At 61.6% G+C, this 17,441-nt stretch carries 14 protein-coding genes; 10 read left to right on the top strand and 4 right to left on the bottom strand.

The genetic code is table 11. The features are described 5' to 3' along the window. Window positions 1-13 precede the first annotated feature (13 nt). The 8 genes from ASC95_RS30240 (at window position 14) to ASC95_RS27670 (ending at window position 8,548) form a co-directional block, all read left to right on the top strand. Window positions 14-697, top strand: a complete 684-nt coding sequence (locus ASC95_RS30240) for a CatB-related O-acetyltransferase (protein WP_082568174.1) — start codon at window positions 14-16, stop codon at window positions 695-697. Next, the gene (locus tag ASC95_RS27700; protein ID WP_057300930.1) at window positions 691-1,923 is read left to right on the top strand and encodes a polysaccharide biosynthesis C-terminal domain-containing protein; all 1,233 of its coding nucleotides are present in this window, start codon (window positions 691-693) and stop codon (window positions 1,921-1,923) included. The genes ASC95_RS30240 and ASC95_RS27700 overlap by 7 nt, the downstream gene beginning before the upstream one ends. 22 nt (window positions 1,924-1,945) lie before the next feature. After that, entirely contained in the window at window positions 1,946-3,202 is a 1,257-nt protein-coding gene (locus ASC95_RS27695) for an O-antigen ligase family protein (protein WP_162250864.1), read from the top strand. After that, window positions 3,199-4,050 (top strand): glycosyltransferase family 2 protein, encoded by an 852-nt coding sequence (locus tag ASC95_RS27690; RefSeq protein ID WP_057300928.1) that lies wholly within the window; start codon window positions 3,199-3,201, stop codon window positions 4,048-4,050. Before ASC95_RS27695 ends, ASC95_RS27690 begins: the two co-directional genes overlap by 4 nt. 158 nt (window positions 4,051-4,208) lie before the next feature. Further along, window positions 4,209-5,240, top strand: a complete 1,032-nt coding sequence (locus ASC95_RS27685) for a glycosyltransferase (RefSeq protein ID WP_162250863.1) — start codon at window positions 4,209-4,211, stop codon at window positions 5,238-5,240. Window positions 5,241-5,252: 12 nt separating this feature from the next. Beyond that, on the top strand, window positions 5,253-6,548 hold the full coding sequence (locus ASC95_RS27680) for a polysaccharide pyruvyl transferase family protein (protein ID WP_157256539.1): 1,296 nt from the start codon (window positions 5,253-5,255) through the stop codon (window positions 6,546-6,548). Window positions 6,549-6,602: 54 nt separating this feature from the next. After that, a complete protein-coding gene (locus ASC95_RS27675; protein WP_057300925.1) occupies window positions 6,603-7,778 on the top strand; it encodes a glycosyltransferase in 1,176 nt (391 codons plus the stop codon). Beyond that, a complete protein-coding gene (locus tag ASC95_RS27670) occupies window positions 7,778-8,548 on the top strand; it encodes a WecB/TagA/CpsF family glycosyltransferase (protein ID WP_057301101.1) in 771 nt (256 codons plus the stop codon). The genes ASC95_RS27675 and ASC95_RS27670 overlap by 1 nt, the downstream gene beginning before the upstream one ends. 60 nt (window positions 8,549-8,608) lie before the next feature. On the opposite strand, the gene ASC95_RS27665 is transcribed toward ASC95_RS27670, so the two are convergent. Beyond that, complete coding sequence (locus ASC95_RS27665) at window positions 8,609-11,719, bottom strand: right-handed parallel beta-helix repeat-containing protein (RefSeq protein ID WP_082568172.1); 3,111 nt, start codon at window positions 11,717-11,719, stop codon at window positions 8,609-8,611. Window positions 11,720-11,918: 199 nt separating this feature from the next. Between ASC95_RS27665 and ASC95_RS27660 the strand changes: the two genes are divergently transcribed. Together ASC95_RS27660 and ASC95_RS27655 are read left to right on the top strand one after the other, a co-directional pair. Continuing rightward, window positions 11,919-12,926: an NAD-dependent epimerase gene (locus ASC95_RS27660; protein WP_057300923.1), complete on the top strand. Its 1,008-nt coding sequence runs from the start codon at window positions 11,919-11,921 to the stop codon at window positions 12,924-12,926. Between the two features lie 63 nt (window positions 12,927-12,989). Beyond that, window positions 12,990-14,315, top strand: coding sequence for a UDP-glucose/GDP-mannose dehydrogenase family protein (locus ASC95_RS27655; RefSeq protein ID WP_057300922.1), 1,326 nt, complete (start codon window positions 12,990-12,992; stop codon window positions 14,313-14,315). Window positions 14,316-14,358: 43 nt separating this feature from the next. On the opposite strand, the gene ASC95_RS27650 is transcribed toward ASC95_RS27655, so the two are convergent. The 3 genes from ASC95_RS27650 to rfbA all read right to left on the bottom strand — a co-directional run bounded on the left by ASC95_RS27650 (window position 14,359) and on the right by rfbA (window position 17,435). Beyond that, a complete protein-coding gene (locus tag ASC95_RS27650) occupies window positions 14,359-15,834 on the bottom strand; it encodes a hypothetical protein (RefSeq protein ID WP_057300921.1) in 1,476 nt (491 codons plus the stop codon). A 163-nt stretch (window positions 15,835-15,997) separates the two neighbouring features. After that, window positions 15,998-16,549: a dTDP-4-dehydrorhamnose 3,5-epimerase gene (rfbC, locus tag ASC95_RS27645; protein ID WP_057300920.1), complete on the bottom strand. Its 552-nt coding sequence runs from the start codon at window positions 16,547-16,549 to the stop codon at window positions 15,998-16,000. 1 nt (window position 16,550) lies between these two features. Further along, a complete protein-coding gene (gene rfbA, locus ASC95_RS27640) occupies window positions 16,551-17,435 on the bottom strand; it encodes a glucose-1-phosphate thymidylyltransferase RfbA (RefSeq protein ID WP_057300919.1) in 885 nt (294 codons plus the stop codon). Window positions 17,436-17,441 lie beyond the last annotated feature (6 nt).

Genomic DNA, 17,441 nt, shown 5'->3' with positions numbered 1-17,441 from the left:
AGCGGCGACGGCGATGAACGATCGACTTCAATGGGCGTTGGTGCGCCGCCGCCGGCTGGCCCGGACTCTCGACGGCTTCAGTGCCTCGTTGCTGTCGTATGCAACGGCGGATTGCCGCTTTGAAGGGCGCAACCGGCTGAGCGGATCGGCCGCTTTGCAGGCGAGCAACCTTGGCCGCGGTAGCTACGTTAATGCAGCGCGTCTCAACAATGTGCGCGTTGGCCGTTTTTGCAGCATTGGATTTGAGGCGTTGGTCGGTCTAGGAGAACATCCAGTCGACCGCTTCGCGACTCATCCCGCGTTCTATTCGCCTAACAATCCGGTCGGGCTACGGTGGACGTCAACGCCACTGTTTCAAGAGATGCAGCCGGTAAGCTTGGGTTCCGATGTATGGGTCGGTGCGCGCGCCACGATCCTCTCTGGAGTCTCCATCGGTGACGGCGCCATCGTGGCTGCGGGCTCCGTAGTAACTAAAGACGTCCCTTCTTTTGCGATAGTCGCCGGGGTCCCTGCACGTTTGATTCGCCTACGGTTTCCACCTGAGTTGTGCGAAGCGTTGTCGGCGCTCAAGTGGTGGGATTGCCCACTGGAACAGCTACGTCACTGCGTTTCGCAAATTGAGCAGCCCATGGACCACGCGGTTTTGGGCGAATTGAAGGAGCGCCTCGGCGCATCCAGAGACGCTGCATCATGGTAGCCGGCCCGCCCGCGCGGTCGGCCAAGGTCTGGGCCCTGGCGGACCAGGCCTGCCAATCCGCCACCAATTTCCTGACCATGGTGCTGGCGGCCCGCTACCTGTCGGTCGGGTCGTTCGCGCAGTTTTCGCTGGCTTACCTGGCCGTGCTGTTCGCCGCCTCCTTCCACCGCACCTGGGTCACCCAGCCCATGAACGTGCTGGGTGCCCAGGCGCCCGGCAACCTGCCGGCGCGCGTTGCCGCGTTGTGGCGGGCTCACGGCTTCCTGATACCGGCGGGTGTGCTGCTGGTGCTGGCGGTGTCTCCCCTAGGTTTCGCGGAACCCTGGCTGCTGCTGGCCACCTGCACCTATCTGGCCCTGTTCTTCCTGCAGGAGATGCAGCGCCGGCATGCCTACACGCGCTTCGTGATCCGGCCGGCCAGCGCGGTGAGCCTGGTCATGGGCCTGACCCAGTTGGCCGGCCTGGGCGCGCTGGTTATGCTGGGTCAACGCCACGCCGCTTTCTGGATGGCGGCGCTGGCCCTGGCGCAAGGGGTAGGCGTGTTGCTTGGCCAGGTGCTGCTGCGCGCTGAAGCGCCGGCCGGCGAGGCGCGAAGCGCGCGCGACGTGCTGACCGAGCAATTCAACCATTCACGCTGGGTCGTGGCCAGCCAGTTGGTGTACTGGGGCAGCAGCCAGGTCTACCCATTTGTGGTGGCCGGGCTGGGGGCGGCCCATACGGCCACCTTCAACGCCGGCATGTCCATCCTCAACGCGGTGAATGTGTTGCGCATGACGCTGGCAAATTTTCTGCCGGCACAGGCCAGCCGCATCCGCGCCAACCACGGCGAGGCGGCCGTCTGCGCCTATGCGCGCCGCCTGCTGGCCCGGCTGGCCCTGGCCGGCCTGGTGGCCTGGGGCGCTCTACTGTTCCTGGCCGACCCGCTCGTGCATCTGCTCTACGGCGACAAGTTTCCGGCCGCCGCGGACGTGCTGCGCTGGTTGTCGCTGGGCATCTGGGCCAGCGTGCTCAGCGTGGTGTTGAACGCGTTGGCGCTGGCCTTGAACAGCACCGAGAATATATTTTTCAGCAACGCGGTCGGCACCTGCTTCACGCTGACGGCAGGCCTGTATCTGACGCACCGCTTCGGCTTGACCGGGGCGATCTGGAGCAACGTGGTGGGCTATGTGATTCCCGCGTTGTACCAATTCATCCGACTGTGGCCGCGCTTGCGCTCCCCGACCTGAGGTTTCGATCATGGCTTCCAGCTTGACATATCGACGACCGGTCGCCTTTGGCGAGCGCAGCGTCCTCAATCTCACCGACCTTGGCATTCTGTTCGGGCTGTTCCTGGCGGTCATGTACGCCATGGACCCGTTCAGCATCTATATCGACAAGCGGACGGTCTTCAAGCATTTCCATCTGATGCTGATCATCCCGTTCTTCGTGCTCGCCTGGTTCGGCGTACGTTTGAACGTGGCGCGCCCGACCTTCGAACCCGTGACGCCCATCCTGTGGCCGCTGATGCTGCTGGCCGTGTGGATCATTGGCGGGGCGCTGTATGCACGCCTGCACAGCAAGATCATCGAGACCTTCCTGATCATGGGCTCCTACATGCTCGTGACGGCCGGTGCGGCGCGTTTCATTGCCGATCACCGCGACCCCGAGCGTCTGCTCAACCGCTATCTGGCCTTGTTGTTCGGCGCGATCCTGATCGGCGCAGCCTGGCAGGCCGGCTATCTGCGCCTGTGGAGCAAGTTCCATGAGATGGAAGCGCTGACGGTGCCGCTGGCGGCGTTCTTCTTCGTGCGCGCCAAGTCGCCGATGGGCCGCGCGATGTCGCTGGTACTGATGCTGGTGCTGATGCTGCTGGTCATCAAGAACACGTCGTTCCTGGTTACCGGCATTGCCCTGGCCTACCTGTGGTGGTGCTTCGTTCGCCCGAGGCTGCGAGACACCTATGCACTGGGCCGCATGCTGCATTTCTATGGGCTGGCGGTGTTGGGCGTGCTGGTGGTGGCCAGCTACGCGGCCATCAAATGGCTCAAGCACGATGCGCTGCCCGACGGCAATCCGAAGTACCGCCTGTTCACGTATGAGCGGACCTGGGCCGACTTCACGCATTCGCCCATCTGGGGCAAGTCCTTCTCGGGCGCTGGCGCCGAGCAATTTGGTCAGTTCCAGGTTGCCGCCTCCACGCAGGTCCTGCCGTCACACAGTGACTTGCTCGACATCCTGGGCCAGGGTGGCCTGATCGGCATGCTGCTGTTCGGCTTTGCGCTCTGGCGCATCGGGCGCTACGTCTACGTGAACTACCGCGCCCGCAGGCCTGACACCCTGTCCCGGACGATGGAGGCCCATTTTCATTGGCTGGCCTTGAGCTGCCTGGCCAGCATCCCGGTCGTGGCCTTCAATCCCATCATGCTGCAGCCGGGCAAGGCGTTCCTGCTTTGGATGAATGTCGGCATCGTGCTGGGCATTGCTATGCGCTGCCGGGCGAACCGCGAGGCTGTGAATCCAACGTGAAGTTGCAGCAAGCCGCGGCGCCGGACATTTCGATCATCACCTGTTCCTTCAACCAGAACAGATTCCTGCCGACCACCATCGCCTCGGTGCTGGCCCAGACCGGCGCCGACGTGGAATATCTGGTCATCGATGGCGGATCGACCGATGGCAGTGTCGCGACCATCGAGCGCCATGCCGAGCGGCTGGCCTATTGGGTTTCTGAGCCGGATGCTGGGCAGTCCGAAGCGCTGAACAAAGGGTTGCACCGCGCGACCGGCGAGATCGTCGGTTGGCTGTGTTCCGATGACGTGCTGTTGCCGGGTGCCTTGAGCCGTGTCGTGCAGATCTTCAAGGAAAACCCCGGCGTCGATGCGATGTACGGCAATGCCGTGCTGATCGATACCACAGGCACCATCGTGCGGCCCAAGCGGGAGATCAACTTCCACCCTTGGTTGCTGGTGGGTGACCACAATTACATCCCCCAACCCGCGATGTTCTGGCGCCGCCGCGTGCATGAGCGCATCGGCTATCTGCGGGAGGATCTGCACCTCACCATGGACCTGGAGCTCTGGCTGAGATTCGGCGAACAGGGTTGCCGCGTCCTGCATGTAGATGAGTATTTCGCCGGCATGCGTTGCCATTCCCAGCAGAAGGTGCTGATCCATCCGGCGGAACTGGCCGCTGAAAACGAGGGCTTGCGCGCCACCTATCAGCCCGGCTGGTCGCGGTGGCTTCCGCACCGCCTGCTGCACATGATGGCAAGGACCACCCGCATCCTTCTGCGCAGCTCGATCGGTGGTTACTCGAGTCGCGCGCCGGCGGCGCTGTCGGCAAGCCTGCGCCAACTGCATGACGGCGTCGACCTATGACTGAACAAACGAAATCCCCGCGCACGATCGTTCTGGTGGAGCCGATCTGTCGCGGCAGCCGCCTGCAGATCCTGGCCAACACGCTGTCGGCGCTGCGCGGCAGCGCCGAAGTCATCCTGGTGACCCGGCGTGACTACCAGACACCGCATTTCCACGAGTTGGTCGATGCAGCGGGACTGACGCCGCGCGTCGTTGCTGTAGATACGGATCTTGGCGGCGCCTGGATGAGGAACCTGAGCGAAGCCGAATTCGCGCTGTTCGTCCAGGCGCTGAAGGGCATCGAAGCCGAGTTGGCGCCGCGAGGGCGCTACGGCCTGGTCTTCATGGCCCTCGATGACTATCTGAAGGCCTATGCGCTGGCCGCACTCCAGCTGCGCAGGGCGCTGCCACGCGCCATCATTCGCTGCGTCAAGTACCGGGTCGAATACCTGTTTTCCATCCGGCCAGGGGCGCGCCTGCGCGGGTTGGTGCTGCGCACGCTGACGCGCTGGGCCATCCATGCGTCGGGCGCCCGGCTGATCGCCTTCGATGAACGCCTGGCCCATCAGGCTGTCTCCTATTTCGCCGGCCTGCTGCCGGACCCCTGGTTCGGACCTTTCTCGCCGGCATTGCGAGCTGAAGGCCGGGCTCTGCTGGGCGTGGGCGCGGACGATTTCGTCCTGCTTTCGTTGGGCAAGCAGGACCGCCGCAAAGGCATCGACTTCCTGATCGACGTGTTCCCGCGGGCGGCCCAGGATCCGCGGGTCAAGCTCGCCGTGGTTGGCACGATTGCTGCTGACTTTGCCCAAGCTTTCGAGGGACTGAAGCGCCGCTTTCCGGCGCAGATCGTTCACGTGAACAGCTTTGTGCCGGAGGCCGACCTGCCCAAATACTTCTCTGCTGCCAACGCTTTCCTGCTGCCTTACAGCGCGGATTTCACCGCGACCAGCGGCACGCTGGCTCGGGCCGCCGCTTCTGGCGTGCCGGTGCTGGCTACTGATCATGGGCTGGTGGGCTACCGCGTGAAGACTTATGGTCTGGGTGCAACCTTCGGCGTAGGGGACACGAACTCCTTCATCGAGGCGCTGCGACGTCTGCGCTCACGCAGCGCGGATCAGCAGGACGCGCTCCGAACGGCAGGTTTGCAGTTCGCTGACCGTTGTTCCCTGCAGTGCTTTGAGGCCTCGATGCGCTCGGCACTCTCTATTTAACCCGAGGCTGAATTGAACGTACTGATATTGCATGGCTATTCGGATTCCAACAAAGGCGATCTCGCGATCGTCGTTGGGATGGTGCAAGGTATCGCGACCACACGTCCGGGAGCAGGAATCCAACTCCAGTCGGTCTACTCCGAGAGCGATCCGGAGTTCGATTTCCATCATCGCTTCGTCAGAAAGATGGGCGTGAAGGTGCAGCAGATGGCGGTGCCCTCACCCTATGTGGATTCTGCGGACCAAAGCCGGTTTCGCAATGTCGTCGCGGTTCGAAACCTGATTTTCAGCGCCTGTGCTGAAGCTTGCGCGCGGCTGCTACCTCCCTTGAAGGGGCTGCTCCCCCGCCAGACCGCAGCGTTGGATGCCATGCGTGGCAGCGACATTGTTTTGCTGAAGGGCGGGCAGTACATCTACAACGACCAGCGAGGCCTTCGCGCTTTGTTGTATCTCTGGCGCATCCTGCATCCGATCTATGTTGCTGCTGGCATGAAGAAGCCGGTGGTGATGTTGGGGCAGAGTGTTGGCCCGCTGGTGGATGACCGCGGCCGTCGCATGACCGCGAGGGCTTTGGGGCTGTGCAAGCGGTTGGTTGTGCGGGAAAAGAAGTCGCAGGCCCTGATGGCCGAACTGGGCTTGCAGGCGACAACCGAATTGGCGCCTGACTTTGCGTTTTTGATCGAGCCCAAGCGCCCCGATGCATTTCCTGCCACGGCCGAACGAATCGAATCGGGCCGCTGGCTGGGCATCACGGTTGTCAAATGGTCTTTTCCCGATGCCGCGGATCCGCAGGCCAAACGCGCGGCCTACCTGGATGCATTTACGGAGGTCGCCAAGCGAGTGCATGCCAAGAGCGGCCTGAGCATGGCGTTGTTCCCGCAGGTGACGGTTCAGCACCACGGCGAGAGCGATCTCGATCTTCTGAAGCAACTCGCGGAGCGGCTTGAGCAACTTGGCATTCCGTACGTGCTGGTCACCGACGATCTGGCGCCTGAGGAATTGAGTTATCTATACGGGCGTTGTGAAGTTCTGCTGGGCACCCGCCTGCATTCCTGCATCCTGGCCGCCTGCGCGGCCACGCCGGTGGTTGCTATTCGGTATCAGGGGTTCAAGACCGAAGGCATCATGGCCGAGCTTGGTCTGGGCGACGCGGTTTTCGATATTGGTGCGATGGATGTTGACGGTATCGAAGCCGCCATTCATCGGTCGAGCGAATCCCGTGCGCGTATCTCTTCACTGATTGAGCAGCGCGTGGCAGGCTTTCGCAAGCAACTCATTGAAGTGCTGAATCGGGTGCTGCCGAAGTAATTTCTTTCCGGGGTATTTTCCTGGGCTTTTAATCAGTTCTGAAGGTCTTTCTGCATGGGATCGCCGTTGCGAGTCTTGGTGTGCCACAACCGTTACCAACTGCGTGGCGGCGAGGATTCCGTTTGTGAATCGGAGGTCGCCTTGCTGCGCGAGCACGGCCATGACGTGCAGATGTTCGAGCGCAGCAACACAGAGCTCAACGAGGGTTCAAAGCTGGCCGCGGCGATGGAAACGATCTGGTCGCGGGACAGTGGTCGGGCATTCCGCGCTGCTTTGGCGGAATTTCGGCCCCAGGTTGTCCATGTGCACAACACCTTCGCCAAGATTTCCCCGGTCATTTATTGGGAGGCGGCGCGTGCAGGCGTGCCCATCGTCCAGACGCTGCACAACTTCAGGCTGCTCTGCCCGCAGGCTATGTTCCTGCGCGAGGGCAAGGTCTGCGAGGACTGCCTGGGCAAAGTGCCGTGGCGAGGGGCTGTCAGGGCTTGCTACAGAGGTTCAGTCGCGCAGAGCACGGTGCTGGCTTCCATGGTGACCGTGCATCGTGCGGCGGGTACTTGGAGCAACAAGGTCACCCGCTATATCGCGCTGAATGAATTCTGTCGCCGCAAGTTCATTGAAGGTGGCCTACCCGCAGATCGGATCGTCCTCAAACCGAATTTTGTCGATTTCGACGCGCCGCCGGCGGGCAGTCGCGAGGGTTTTTTATTTGTTGGCCGCTTGTCTACAGAGAAGGGGATCGAAACCCTCGTCGAAGCGGCGAAAAAGATAGGCAGTGCGCTGATAAGGGTCGCTGGTACAGGGCCCGAGGCGCATCTGCTGGAGGGCGTCCCCGGCGTCCAGGCGCTGGGAGGTCTTGACGGTGACGCGGTACGCAGGCAAATGTCCGCCAGCGCAGCGCTGATTCTGCCCAGCATTTGGTACGAGAACTTTCCGCGTACCCTGGTCGAGGCCATGGCCTGCGGTCTGCCCATCATCGCCAGCAGCATTGGAGCCTTGGCGGAACTGGTGGAGGAGGGCGTTTCTGGCTTGTTATTCGAGCCTGGCAATGCTGCCGATCTGGCCGCGAAATTGATTTGGGCGCAAGACAATCCCGAGGCGATGGCGGCGATGGGTCTCCGCGCCAGAGCTATTTATGAAGATAAATTCACTGCGCGGCGCAACTATGCGCAGCTGATCGAAATCTACGAGGATGCCATCGATCAGGCGATGAAGGATGGCCTGCAATGATGAACACAAGCCGCAATACCGTTCCCGTTTTGAAAGCGAATATCGATGCATTGAGCTGGTCAGACGCGTTGGGTCGTATTTCGCAATGGGCGGCGCGCCATGAAAGCCGCTATGTCTGCATTTGCAACGCTCATTCGGTCGTGACGGCCGGCTTGGACGCCAAGTTCGATAGCGTGGTTGCGGGAGCGGATATGGCCACGCCGGATGGCGCGCCGGTCGCCTGGATGATTAGAAAGCTCGGATATCCGCACCAGCAACGGATCAATGGACCCGATCTGATGTGGAAGTACTGCGAGTTGGCCGCGCAAAGAGGTAACGAATCAATCTACCTCTACGGAGGTACCGCCGAGACTCTGCAAATACTGCAAGGTGTCTTGGCTCAGCATTTCCCTGCGTTGAGGATCGCCGGCGCCGAGTCCCCGCCCTTTCGCGCTGCAACGGACGAGGAGGACGCTCAGACGGTCGCACGTATCAATGCGTCGGGCGCAGGCACCGTTTGGGTCAGTCTGGGTTGTCCGAAGCAAGAGAAGTGGATGGCCGCGCATCGGGGGCGAGTCAACGCCGTGATGATCGGCGTAGGGGCTGCCTTTGACTACCACGCGGGAACCATTCAGCGTGCACCCCAATGGATGCAGAACGCGGGGATGGAGTGGCTGCATCGCCTGTGTTCGGAGCCTCGTCGCCTTTGGCGACGTTATCTCGTGACGAACACGCTCTTCGTGATCGGGGCCGGTGGCCAATTGCTACGCGTCTTGACCGGCAAGCGGTGATGAAAAAGCCGTCGGGTGCTAAGCACCCGACGGCCTGTTTGGTCTCGAAGATCCAAGGGATCAGAGCGGCGGCGTATTGGTGGCCTTGAGCGATGCCATGCAAGGCTTAGAAGTCGTGGCTGCATCAGACACGAAGCCCAGCCAGTTCAATTTGCGCCAGCCGGAATCCTTGAACGTCAGATTGTCGACGACCGTGGTGCCCGCGCCGTCTTTCGTGACCTCAAGTTTCCACTTGCCTGTGCTGTTGCCGCCCAATGAGGTGGTGATGCGGAACTTGGTCAAAGCGCCAATCGTGATTGGTGCCACGATGCTTCCACCCACACTCACGCCAGCTGACGTAATTTGCATCGTGGGCCCGGTCAAATACGACGCGGCGTTGTCGCGCCACTCGTTGCGCAAATTCGTCGTGGAGTCAATCCTCAACTCGAATTCGACAACCGTTGTGCCGGAAAGGTGCATCAGTTCGGCGTATGCAAACGGCTCCCAACGATTGGCGTAAGTCGCTGCGTCATTGAACACCAAGCATTTGCCGGACGGTACCTCGGGCCGCAGTTCCACGCGAATTGCCGTGGTATTTCCTCGTGGAATATAGACCATGTTGGCAGGGCGCGCACCCTCGGCGGAGCCGGCGATGTCGGCAACATAAGGCACGATAATCGCGGTCGGCGCGTCCTCCACTGGGGGCAGAGTCAATGCGCTTATCCTGACCGCCTGTTGCGCACTGTCTGTGGATCCAGACCAAGCGTTCGCTGCATTGGTAATCACGGCGCTGAACGTTGCGCTAGAAGAGCGAACGTCTGTCGGACTGGTGGTGGATTGAATGGAAGAGCTACCAAGCGTACACCCCGTGCCGCATTTGCTCAGCAGCAGTCCAGGGCCGCTCAATGTCGGCGTCGCTTCATTGCCCTGGAATGTGACTTCCGGAGCTTCGGCATAACGATCAAAGGGCTGTAGAGTTTTGGGCGCAAGCAGGTTGTTCAGAACCGACAGATTCGTACCGGTTTCATATGCAGTTACTCGCACTTCGGCCGTATCCCCGCCAGACATCACATTGGTGCGCAGAACATTATCCTTGCCGTAATGTAGGTGATAAGCACCAGAATCCGTGCTGAGAATCACGTTCTGCTCCATCACGACGCCCGACGTTCCTTCGTCGTTGTAGATGCCCCAGGCGCCGGCACCATATCCAATATAGCCTCGCACTGAGCGAATAATATTATTCGATATTACCGTTCCGGGTGATACGCCCAGCGTATAGATGGCGGCCATGTCGGATAGTTTGCGCTGACCGATATTGTAGAGCAAATTGCCTTGAACCAAGTTGCGGCCAGAAGATGCAGTTTGATAGCCCCAGCTCCATCCCATCGAAATGGCGGTATACGAAGTGTTGTAGATTGTGTTGCGGAGAACCTGATTGTCCCAGGTCTGCCCAAGCCACAGGGCGACGGCTCCAGGCAAGATATTTCCAGTGTCCGCGATGACCGTGTTGGCAATGACGTTGTTGCCGGTCGCATTTGGGTCGGATGCCGCCTGACTCGCAAGGCCAACCTTGATGCCGCCGGCACCTAGGTCCCGCAAGCTCGAATTGATGACCTTGGAGTCGCGCACGCCATCGCGCAGCCAGATACCCCAGCCACCGGTGCGATAAACTGTGCACCCGTCAAAGATGATATCTCGCGCCTTATCCACCGTGATCGCGGCGGTGACGGTCAATACGCCTTGGCCGTCGGTGAAGCCGCCATCCGGAGTAAGGTATCGCGTATAGCCAAAGGTAAGCCCGCGGAAGTAAAGACTTTGAACGGTCTTGGTGTTGTCCCCGGCGATCACGAACAGCTTGTCCAGTACCGGAAGGGTGGCGTTGATCTGTGTCCCCGCCTCGTCGCTACGGCGCATGTAGCGAATTGAGGCGTCTTCGTAGATCCATTCACCCGGGGCATCGAATGCCGCGACCACGTTCTCAATGAAATATCGTTGCGATACGCCGAAATTCAGAAACGGCCAACGCGCCTTGGGCGCCACTCGCACGCTGCCGGCTGGCGTACTGGCCGTGGAAATGCGGTGCTGGCCGCTGGACCATGCCTGCATCACTTCAACAACGCCTCGCTTCTTGTCGCTAGCGCTGAGGCCATTGATCCATGACAGGTCGCTCGCGGCGGGGGCGAAGGCCTCGGTTCCCTGGCTTCCTGCTGCTTCCGTGCTTAACGTGACGGGCTTCTGGACGAACCAGGCGGCGCCAGCGTTCGGGTGACGCGCAAGAACGGCTCTTCGACCATTGACGAAAAATTGGGCGGCCCCATTGACTGCCGTCGCGTCTGTAGGCGCCGTGAAGCTGACCGCCGTTGCGCTGGTCGGAGCAGCCTTGCTGCCAAGATCCAACGCCCCGCTGATCAAGACCGTGCCGGCCTGGCGCGCTTCATAGATCACGGGAAAGTCTTTTACGCCCGCATCGGTCGGACCGAAATACAGAGTGCTCGGGAGCCGATATTCGCCCGGCCCAACAATGATTCTGACGGCGGTACGAGCGAGCGTGCCTGCCTGCATCGCGATGAGTTTGGAGCGTGCCAACTGTTGAGCGCGAGCAAAAGTCTTGACTGGCCCGTCATTTCCCGTCGGCGCCTGAGCAGCACCGTTCGCACTATCGTTGCCGGTGGTTTCGACATAGAGCTTCAGTTCGGCAGGGGCGACAGCAGCTAGGGTTGCCGTTGCCGTTGCCGTTGCCGTTGCCGTCGGTGTTGCCGTTGCTGTTGCTGGGGATGTTGCTCTGCCGGTGCTGCCCATCGCCTTGGCCAGCGATGAGGCCATGGTCGCACTTACCGTTGACGAGCTCGTCCCGTCAAAGGCAACGGTGCCCGCTAGGGCCTTCGCATTGGGCTGGACCTGAGTCGCAGGGGCGGATTGGTCAACTTTTGGCGCAATGCCAGTGCCGGAGCTCTTCGCCGCTGAGTTTGGAGCTTGCGAGGCGGCAGCAGCGGGCGCAGAGCTCGCATCACTGGCAGCGCTGGCGGGCTCAGAAGCGCTTTGCACGGCAGCGGACGCTGGCGTTGAAGGAGTCACCATGGTGGGCGATTTCTCGCCGTCCTTGTTGCCGCCGCCGCCGCCGCACGCCGTCATCAACGCGCATGAAACCAAGGAGATGGTGATTGGTGTGAGGCGAAAGTTGCGGTACTGCATAAGTGCGCTCGCTCGAAAGGTAAAATCAAGTAGGACGATACACGTCGTACTGGCTTGATCGCATTGTCGGCACGAGTGCTAACTTTTGAGCGCAACGGATTTGGCAAGGTGCCAAGCTGCGGGGTAACGCTTGGCAACGAGCGTGTCGTAGTTCCGCCCCGCGGCTTCGACGTCAATGTTCCACTTTGAAGGTAGATTTGTGAAAGTACTCGTCACCGGCGCTGCCGGCTTCATCGGCATGCACGTCAGCCAGATCCTGCTGGCGCGTGGCGACCAGGTCGTTGGCCTCGACAACCTCAACGATTACTACAGCCCCCAGCTCAAGCACGATCGCCTTGCGCGACTGACGTCTAAGCCCGGCTTCAGCTTCGTTCAAATGGATGTAGCTGACCGCGCCGGCATGGCCAAGCTGTTTGCCGACGAACGCTTCGACCGCGTGGTGCACTTGGCTGCCCAGGCCGGTGTGCGCTACTCCATCGAGAACCCGCACGCCTACATCGACAGCAACATCGTTGGCTTCACCAACATCCTGGAAGGATGCCGCCACAGCGGCGTGCAGCATCTGGCTTATGCGTCCAGCTCCAGCGTCTATGGCGGCAACACGCTGATGCCCTTCTCGGAGCATCACAGCGTCGACCATCCCATCAGCCTCTACGCTGCGACGAAGAAGGCCAACGAGCTGATGGCCCACACCTACTCGCACCTTTTTGGGTTGCCGACGACGGGGCTGCGCTTCTTCACGGTCTACGGCCCCTGGGGCCGGCCGGACATGGCGCTCTTCCTGTTCACCAAGGCCACCATCGAAGGGCGGCCCATCAACGTGTTCAACCACGGCAAGATGATTCGCGACTTCACCTACATCGACGACATCGCCGAGGGAGTGGTCCGCGTGCTGGACCGTACGGCCACCTCAGACCCCGGTTACGACCCCAACAAGGCCGATCCGGCACGTTCGAGCGCGCCGTACCGCGTTTTCAACATCGGCAACCACGCACCCATCCAACTGATGAGCTTCATCGAGGCCATCGAGCAGGCCGTGGGCCGTGAGGCGGTCAAGAACTTCATGCCCATGCAGGACGGCGACGTGCCGGCCACGCATGCCGATGTCGAGGAACTGGCGGCGTGGACGGACTTCCGCCCGGCGATGCCCGTGCCCGAAGGCGTGGAGCGCTTCGTTGCTTGGTACCGCGATTACTACAAGGTTTGATCCACAAGGCTGTCATGGGCCTGCGTTACAAACGCATGACCCGAACCTGAACGAGGACGAGGAATGAAAGTCACCGCCATTGGTACCGGCTATGTCGGCTTGGTCACCGGCGCCTGCCTGGCCGAGATGGGCAACCATGTGGTCTGCCTTGACGTGAACCCCGAGAAGATCCGCGTCCTCAACGATGGCGAGATCCCCATCCACGAACCTGGCCTGCTCGAAGTAGTGCGCCGCAATGTGGCGGCCGGCCGCCTGCAGTTCACGACCGATGTGGACATGGCTGTGCAGCACGGCACGCTGCTTTTTATCGGCGTGGGTACACCGCCCGATGAAGACGGTTCGGCCGATCTGCAGTACGTGGTTGCTGCGGCCCGCTCTATCGGCCAGCGCATGACGGACTACAAGGTCATCGTCGACAAGAGCACGGTGCCGGTCGGCACGGCCGACAAGGTACGCGCCGCGGTCAAGGAAGAACTCGAGAAGCGTGGTCTAGGTGACATGGCATATGCCGTCGTCTCCAATCCTGAGTTCCTGAAGGAAGGTGCGGCGGTCGACGACTTCATGAAGCCTGATCGCGTCGTCATCGGCTCCGACGACGAGCAGGCCACGCTGTTGATGCGCGCCCTGTACGCGCCCTTCAACCGCACCCAGGACCGCATGCTGGTCATGGACGTGAAGAGCGCCGAGTTCACCAAGTACGCCGCCAACGCAATGCTGGCCACACGCATCAGTTTCATGAATGAGCTGGCGCTGCTGGCGGAGCGCGTGGGTGCCGACATCGAGCTGGTGCGCCGTGGCATCGGCTCCGACCCGCGCATCGGCTATCAGTTCCTCTACGCCGGTGCCGGCTATGGGGGCTCCTGCTTCCCGAAGGATGTCAAGGCGCTGGTGAAGACCGCCGCCGACAACGGCATTCCGCTGAAGGTGCTGACGGCGGTGGAGGAGGCCAATGAGCGTCAGAAACGCGTGCTGGTCGACAAGGTCGTGGCGCGTTTTGGGGACGACCTCAAGGGCCGTCGCTTCGCCATCTGGGGCCTGGCATTCAAGCCGAACACCGACGACATGCGCGAGGCACCGTCGCTGGTCATTATCGACGAGCTGACCCGGCGCGGTGCAACCGTGGCAGCCTACGACCCGGTGTCGATGCCGGAGACTGCCCGTGTGATCGGCCCGCGCGATGATGTGACGCTGGTCGAGCGTGCCGAGGCCGCGTTGCAGGGTGCGGATGCGCTGCTGATCGTGACCGAATGGAAGGAGTTCCGCACGCCGGACTTCGATGCCATCAAGTCGACGCTCAAGGCCCCGATCGTCTTCGACGGCCGCAATCTCTACGATCCCAAGCTGATGAAGACGTTGGGCATCGACTACCTTGGCATTGGCCGAGGCTGACGGCCGCGACCTTTGAGGCATTGTCGGCCGGGCTTGCTTGGCCTTATTCCCTCGAGCGGGCATTGCGTCGACGAACGATCCATCCGAGGGCACCCAGGCAGAAGCTGGATTCGCCGCCAAGCGATGCTTCAAGGGTCTTATACGAGGCAAAGCCGCCAGTCAGGGCCGACGTGCGGGACGCATTGCCAGGCCCCTCGATGGTTTCTCCTTTGGTCAGGGCGGCGATTGCCTGAGCGAGAGCGGTTGCCCCTCGGGCGGTGTTGTCAGGGGCCTTGAAATACCATTCGGCGGGCTCACCGGGCGGCGGGGTGCCGGTGTTGTCGTAGAAGCCGAGGGTGGGATGGTCCGCGGCGTATAGAAAGCATTTCTCGTAGCCGGCGGCGAATGATGCGAGCAAGGTCTGGAAAAAGATGCGCTTCAGCCCTGCCTCGGTCATCTTGCGCGGATGCCAGCCGGAATTGCCCACAATGCCGGTGACGTTGCACTCCGTGTTCCAGCGAGGTCCCGACCAACCGCCTGCATTTGCAGCCGCGGTAATGTTGCGTCCCTTGACCAGCATGTCGGAGAAAGCGGTGTTGCCCGGATAGGCATCATCAGCGGCGGGATCGTTGATTCGGGCTGTGTCCAGTTTGGCCGTCGGTCCGCCTGCCGCGCGATCGCTGAAGCTACCGTAGTTGTGGTGGGCCAGCACGTCGATCCAGTCGCGCCCTCTTGTTCCGGAGCCGTCCTTTCCGCCAACCGCGATGCCGGCTGCCGAAGCGTTCAGGAACGATGAGATTTCCTTGACTTCCCCACCTTGGAACGGCGGAGAAAGGACCAGAGTGCGTAACCCGCGTGCGGTGATCTGCTGTTTCGTCAACCGACACAAGACGGCCAACCGCTCGGTATGCCCAGGGCCGACGACGGCATTGAGCTGCACCAGGCGACCGGGCTCGTTGGCCAACTCGATGGCGGCGATGCGTTTGCCTGCATGGTCGAACAGCGCACCCAGGAACTTGAGCACTCGACTCTGGTAGGCCTCCCAATTCTGCGAGGCGAACTCACCTGTCGGAAGCGCGTACTCCAGATACTTGCTTCCGTCCCAATAGGCGCCCTGGGCGCCTATCGACAGCAGTACCTTCAGGTTCTTGCCTTCACAGGCGCTCAGTACCAAATCAAGCTTGCTGAAGTCGTAGCTGCCATCTGACCGCAGCATGCCCTGGTACCACTTGCCGCCTTCCATGCGTCCATAGGGGTAGGAAGGTCGTTCGGCTGTTGTGCCGACCTGCACGAACGCACCACCGACATAACGACCAAACAGATTGGGATCGAAGGCCCGGAACCATCCGACGCTGTCGCCCAATTCGGTCTGCCAGCGGCTCGGGTTCTTGCTTGCAAACGTACCGTCCGTACGGACCGCCGGGTCGTAGGGCCAGCGGACGTAGTGGATGCCGAAGTTGTCGCGAGTCAGTTTGAGACGAGGTAAATACTCGCTCAAGCCAGAGGCCGCCAGGGTCAGGGTGAAGGATTCGGATGCCATGTCTGCCTCTATTCACGTCGCCGGGACGTTGAAAACGGCTCCTAGCTTAGTAGCTGCGGCTCTCCTGACGGCGCAATATGGGCCTGCACGTTAGGTGTCGCGCAAAGGGTTGTGACGATTGAAACGGGACCGCAACCCAGCGGCAAAACGGTTCACCTCCCACTCAATCGAAAGTCTTGGCTTCACTCAAACATGGCGCCGCGATGTCCTTGCCTGAAAGCTGCGGCGTGATGCCGTCCAGCGGCCAAGCGACGGCAATGCTGGGGTCATCCCAGCGTACGGCGCCTTCAAATTCAGGCGCGTAGCGGCCGCTGGTCTTGTAGAGGAAATCCGCGCTTTCGCTGACGACGACGAAGCCATGGGCGAAGCCGGGTGGGATCCAGAGCTGGCGCTGGTTCTCGGCCGACAACTCGAAACCGACCCAGCGCCCGAAATTGGGGCTGGAGCGGCGCATGTCGACGGCCACGTCGAACACGGCGCCGGCGACACAGCGCACAAGCTTGCCCTGAGCGTGCGGGTGAAGCTGATAGTGCAGGCCACGCAGCACCCCGCGCGAGGAGCGCGAGTGGTTGTCCTGCACGAAGTGGACGTCGTAGCCCAGCGCCTTGTTGAAGCGTTCCTCGTTCCAGCTCTCCATGAAGAAGCCGCGGGCGTCGCCGAAGACCTTTGGCTCGATCAGCAGAACCTCGGGCAGAGCGGTGGGGATCACATTCATGTCAGAAGGTGCGGTCGGTCAGCAGCTTGAGCAGGTACTGGCCGTAGCCGTTCTTGGCCAGCGGCTTGGCGAGGGCCTCGACCTGGGTCGCGTCGATCCAGCCGGCGCGGTAGGCGATCTCTTCCGGGCAAGCCACCTTCAGGCCCTGGCGCTTTTCCAGTGTGGCGATGAACTGGCCGGCCTCCATCAGGCTGTCGTGCGTCCCGGTGTCCAGCCAGGCATAGCCGCGGCCCATGATCTCGACATTGAGCTGGCCCTGGCGCAGGTACTGGGCGTTGATGTCGGTGATTTCGAGTTCGCCGCGGGCGCTGGGCTTGATGGCGGCAGCGATGTCGCAGACCTGCTCGTCGTAGAAGTACAGGCCCGTGACGGCGTAATTGCTCTTCGGGCTTTTCGGCTTCTCTTCGATGGACAGCGCGCGCTGCTCGGCATCAAAGTCGACCACGCCGTAGCGCTCGGGATCGGTCACGTGATAGGCAAAAACGCTGGCGCCTTCAGTCCGTGCGGTGGCGTTGTTCAGCAGCCCGGCGAAGTCGTGGCCGTAGAAGATGTTGTCACCGAGCACGAGGGCGCTGGGCGCGCCGCCGACGAAGTCGCGACCGAGGATGAAGGCCTGGGCCAGGCCGTCGGGGCTGGGCTGGACGCAGTAGCTGATGTTCAGGCCCCAGCGTGAACCGTCGCCGAGCAGGGCTTCGAAGCGCGGCGTGTCTTGCGGCGTGCTGATGAGCAGGATGTCGCGAATGCCCGCAAGCATCAGCGTGCTCAACGGGTAATAGACCATGGGCTTGTCGTAGACCGGCAGCAGTTGCTTGCTGACGGCCAGCGTCGCCGGGTGCAGCCGCGTGCCGGAGCCGCCTGCGAGGATGATGCCTTTGCGGTTCTTCATAGGGCC

It is taken from the genome of Pelomonas sp. Root1217, from assembly GCF_001425705.1.
Lineage (GTDB): Bacteria > Pseudomonadota > Gammaproteobacteria > Burkholderiales > Burkholderiaceae_C > Pelomonas.
Note: the sequence above shows the minus strand (reverse complement) of the source record. Positions and strands in the feature narration are given on the sequence as shown.

Coding starts and splice junctions, on each gene's coding strand:
- ASC95_RS30240 (WP_082568174.1), top strand. CDS start 14: ATGAACGATCGACTTCAATGGGCGTTGGTGCGCCGCCGCCGGCTGGCC.
- ASC95_RS27700 (WP_057300930.1), top strand. CDS start 691: ATGGTAGCCGGCCCGCCCGCGCGGTCGGCCAAGGTCTGGGCCCTGGCG.
- ASC95_RS27675 (WP_057300925.1), top strand. CDS start 6,603: ATGGGATCGCCGTTGCGAGTCTTGGTGTGCCACAACCGTTACCAACTG.
- ASC95_RS27670 (WP_057301101.1), top strand. CDS start 7,778: ATGAACACAAGCCGCAATACCGTTCCCGTTTTGAAAGCGAATATCGAT.
- ASC95_RS27665 (WP_082568172.1), bottom strand. CDS start 11,719: ATGCAGTACCGCAACTTTCGCCTCACACCAATCACCATCTCCTTGGTT.
- ASC95_RS27655 (WP_057300922.1), top strand. CDS start 12,990: ATGAAAGTCACCGCCATTGGTACCGGCTATGTCGGCTTGGTCACCGGC.
- ASC95_RS27650 (WP_057300921.1), bottom strand. CDS start 15,834: ATGGCATCCGAATCCTTCACCCTGACCCTGGCGGCCTCTGGCTTGAGC.
- rfbC (WP_057300920.1), bottom strand. CDS start 16,549: ATGAATGTGATCCCCACCGCTCTGCCCGAGGTTCTGCTGATCGAGCCA.
- rfbA (WP_057300919.1), bottom strand. CDS start 17,435: ATGAAGAACCGCAAAGGCATCATCCTCGCAGGCGGCTCCGGCACGCGG.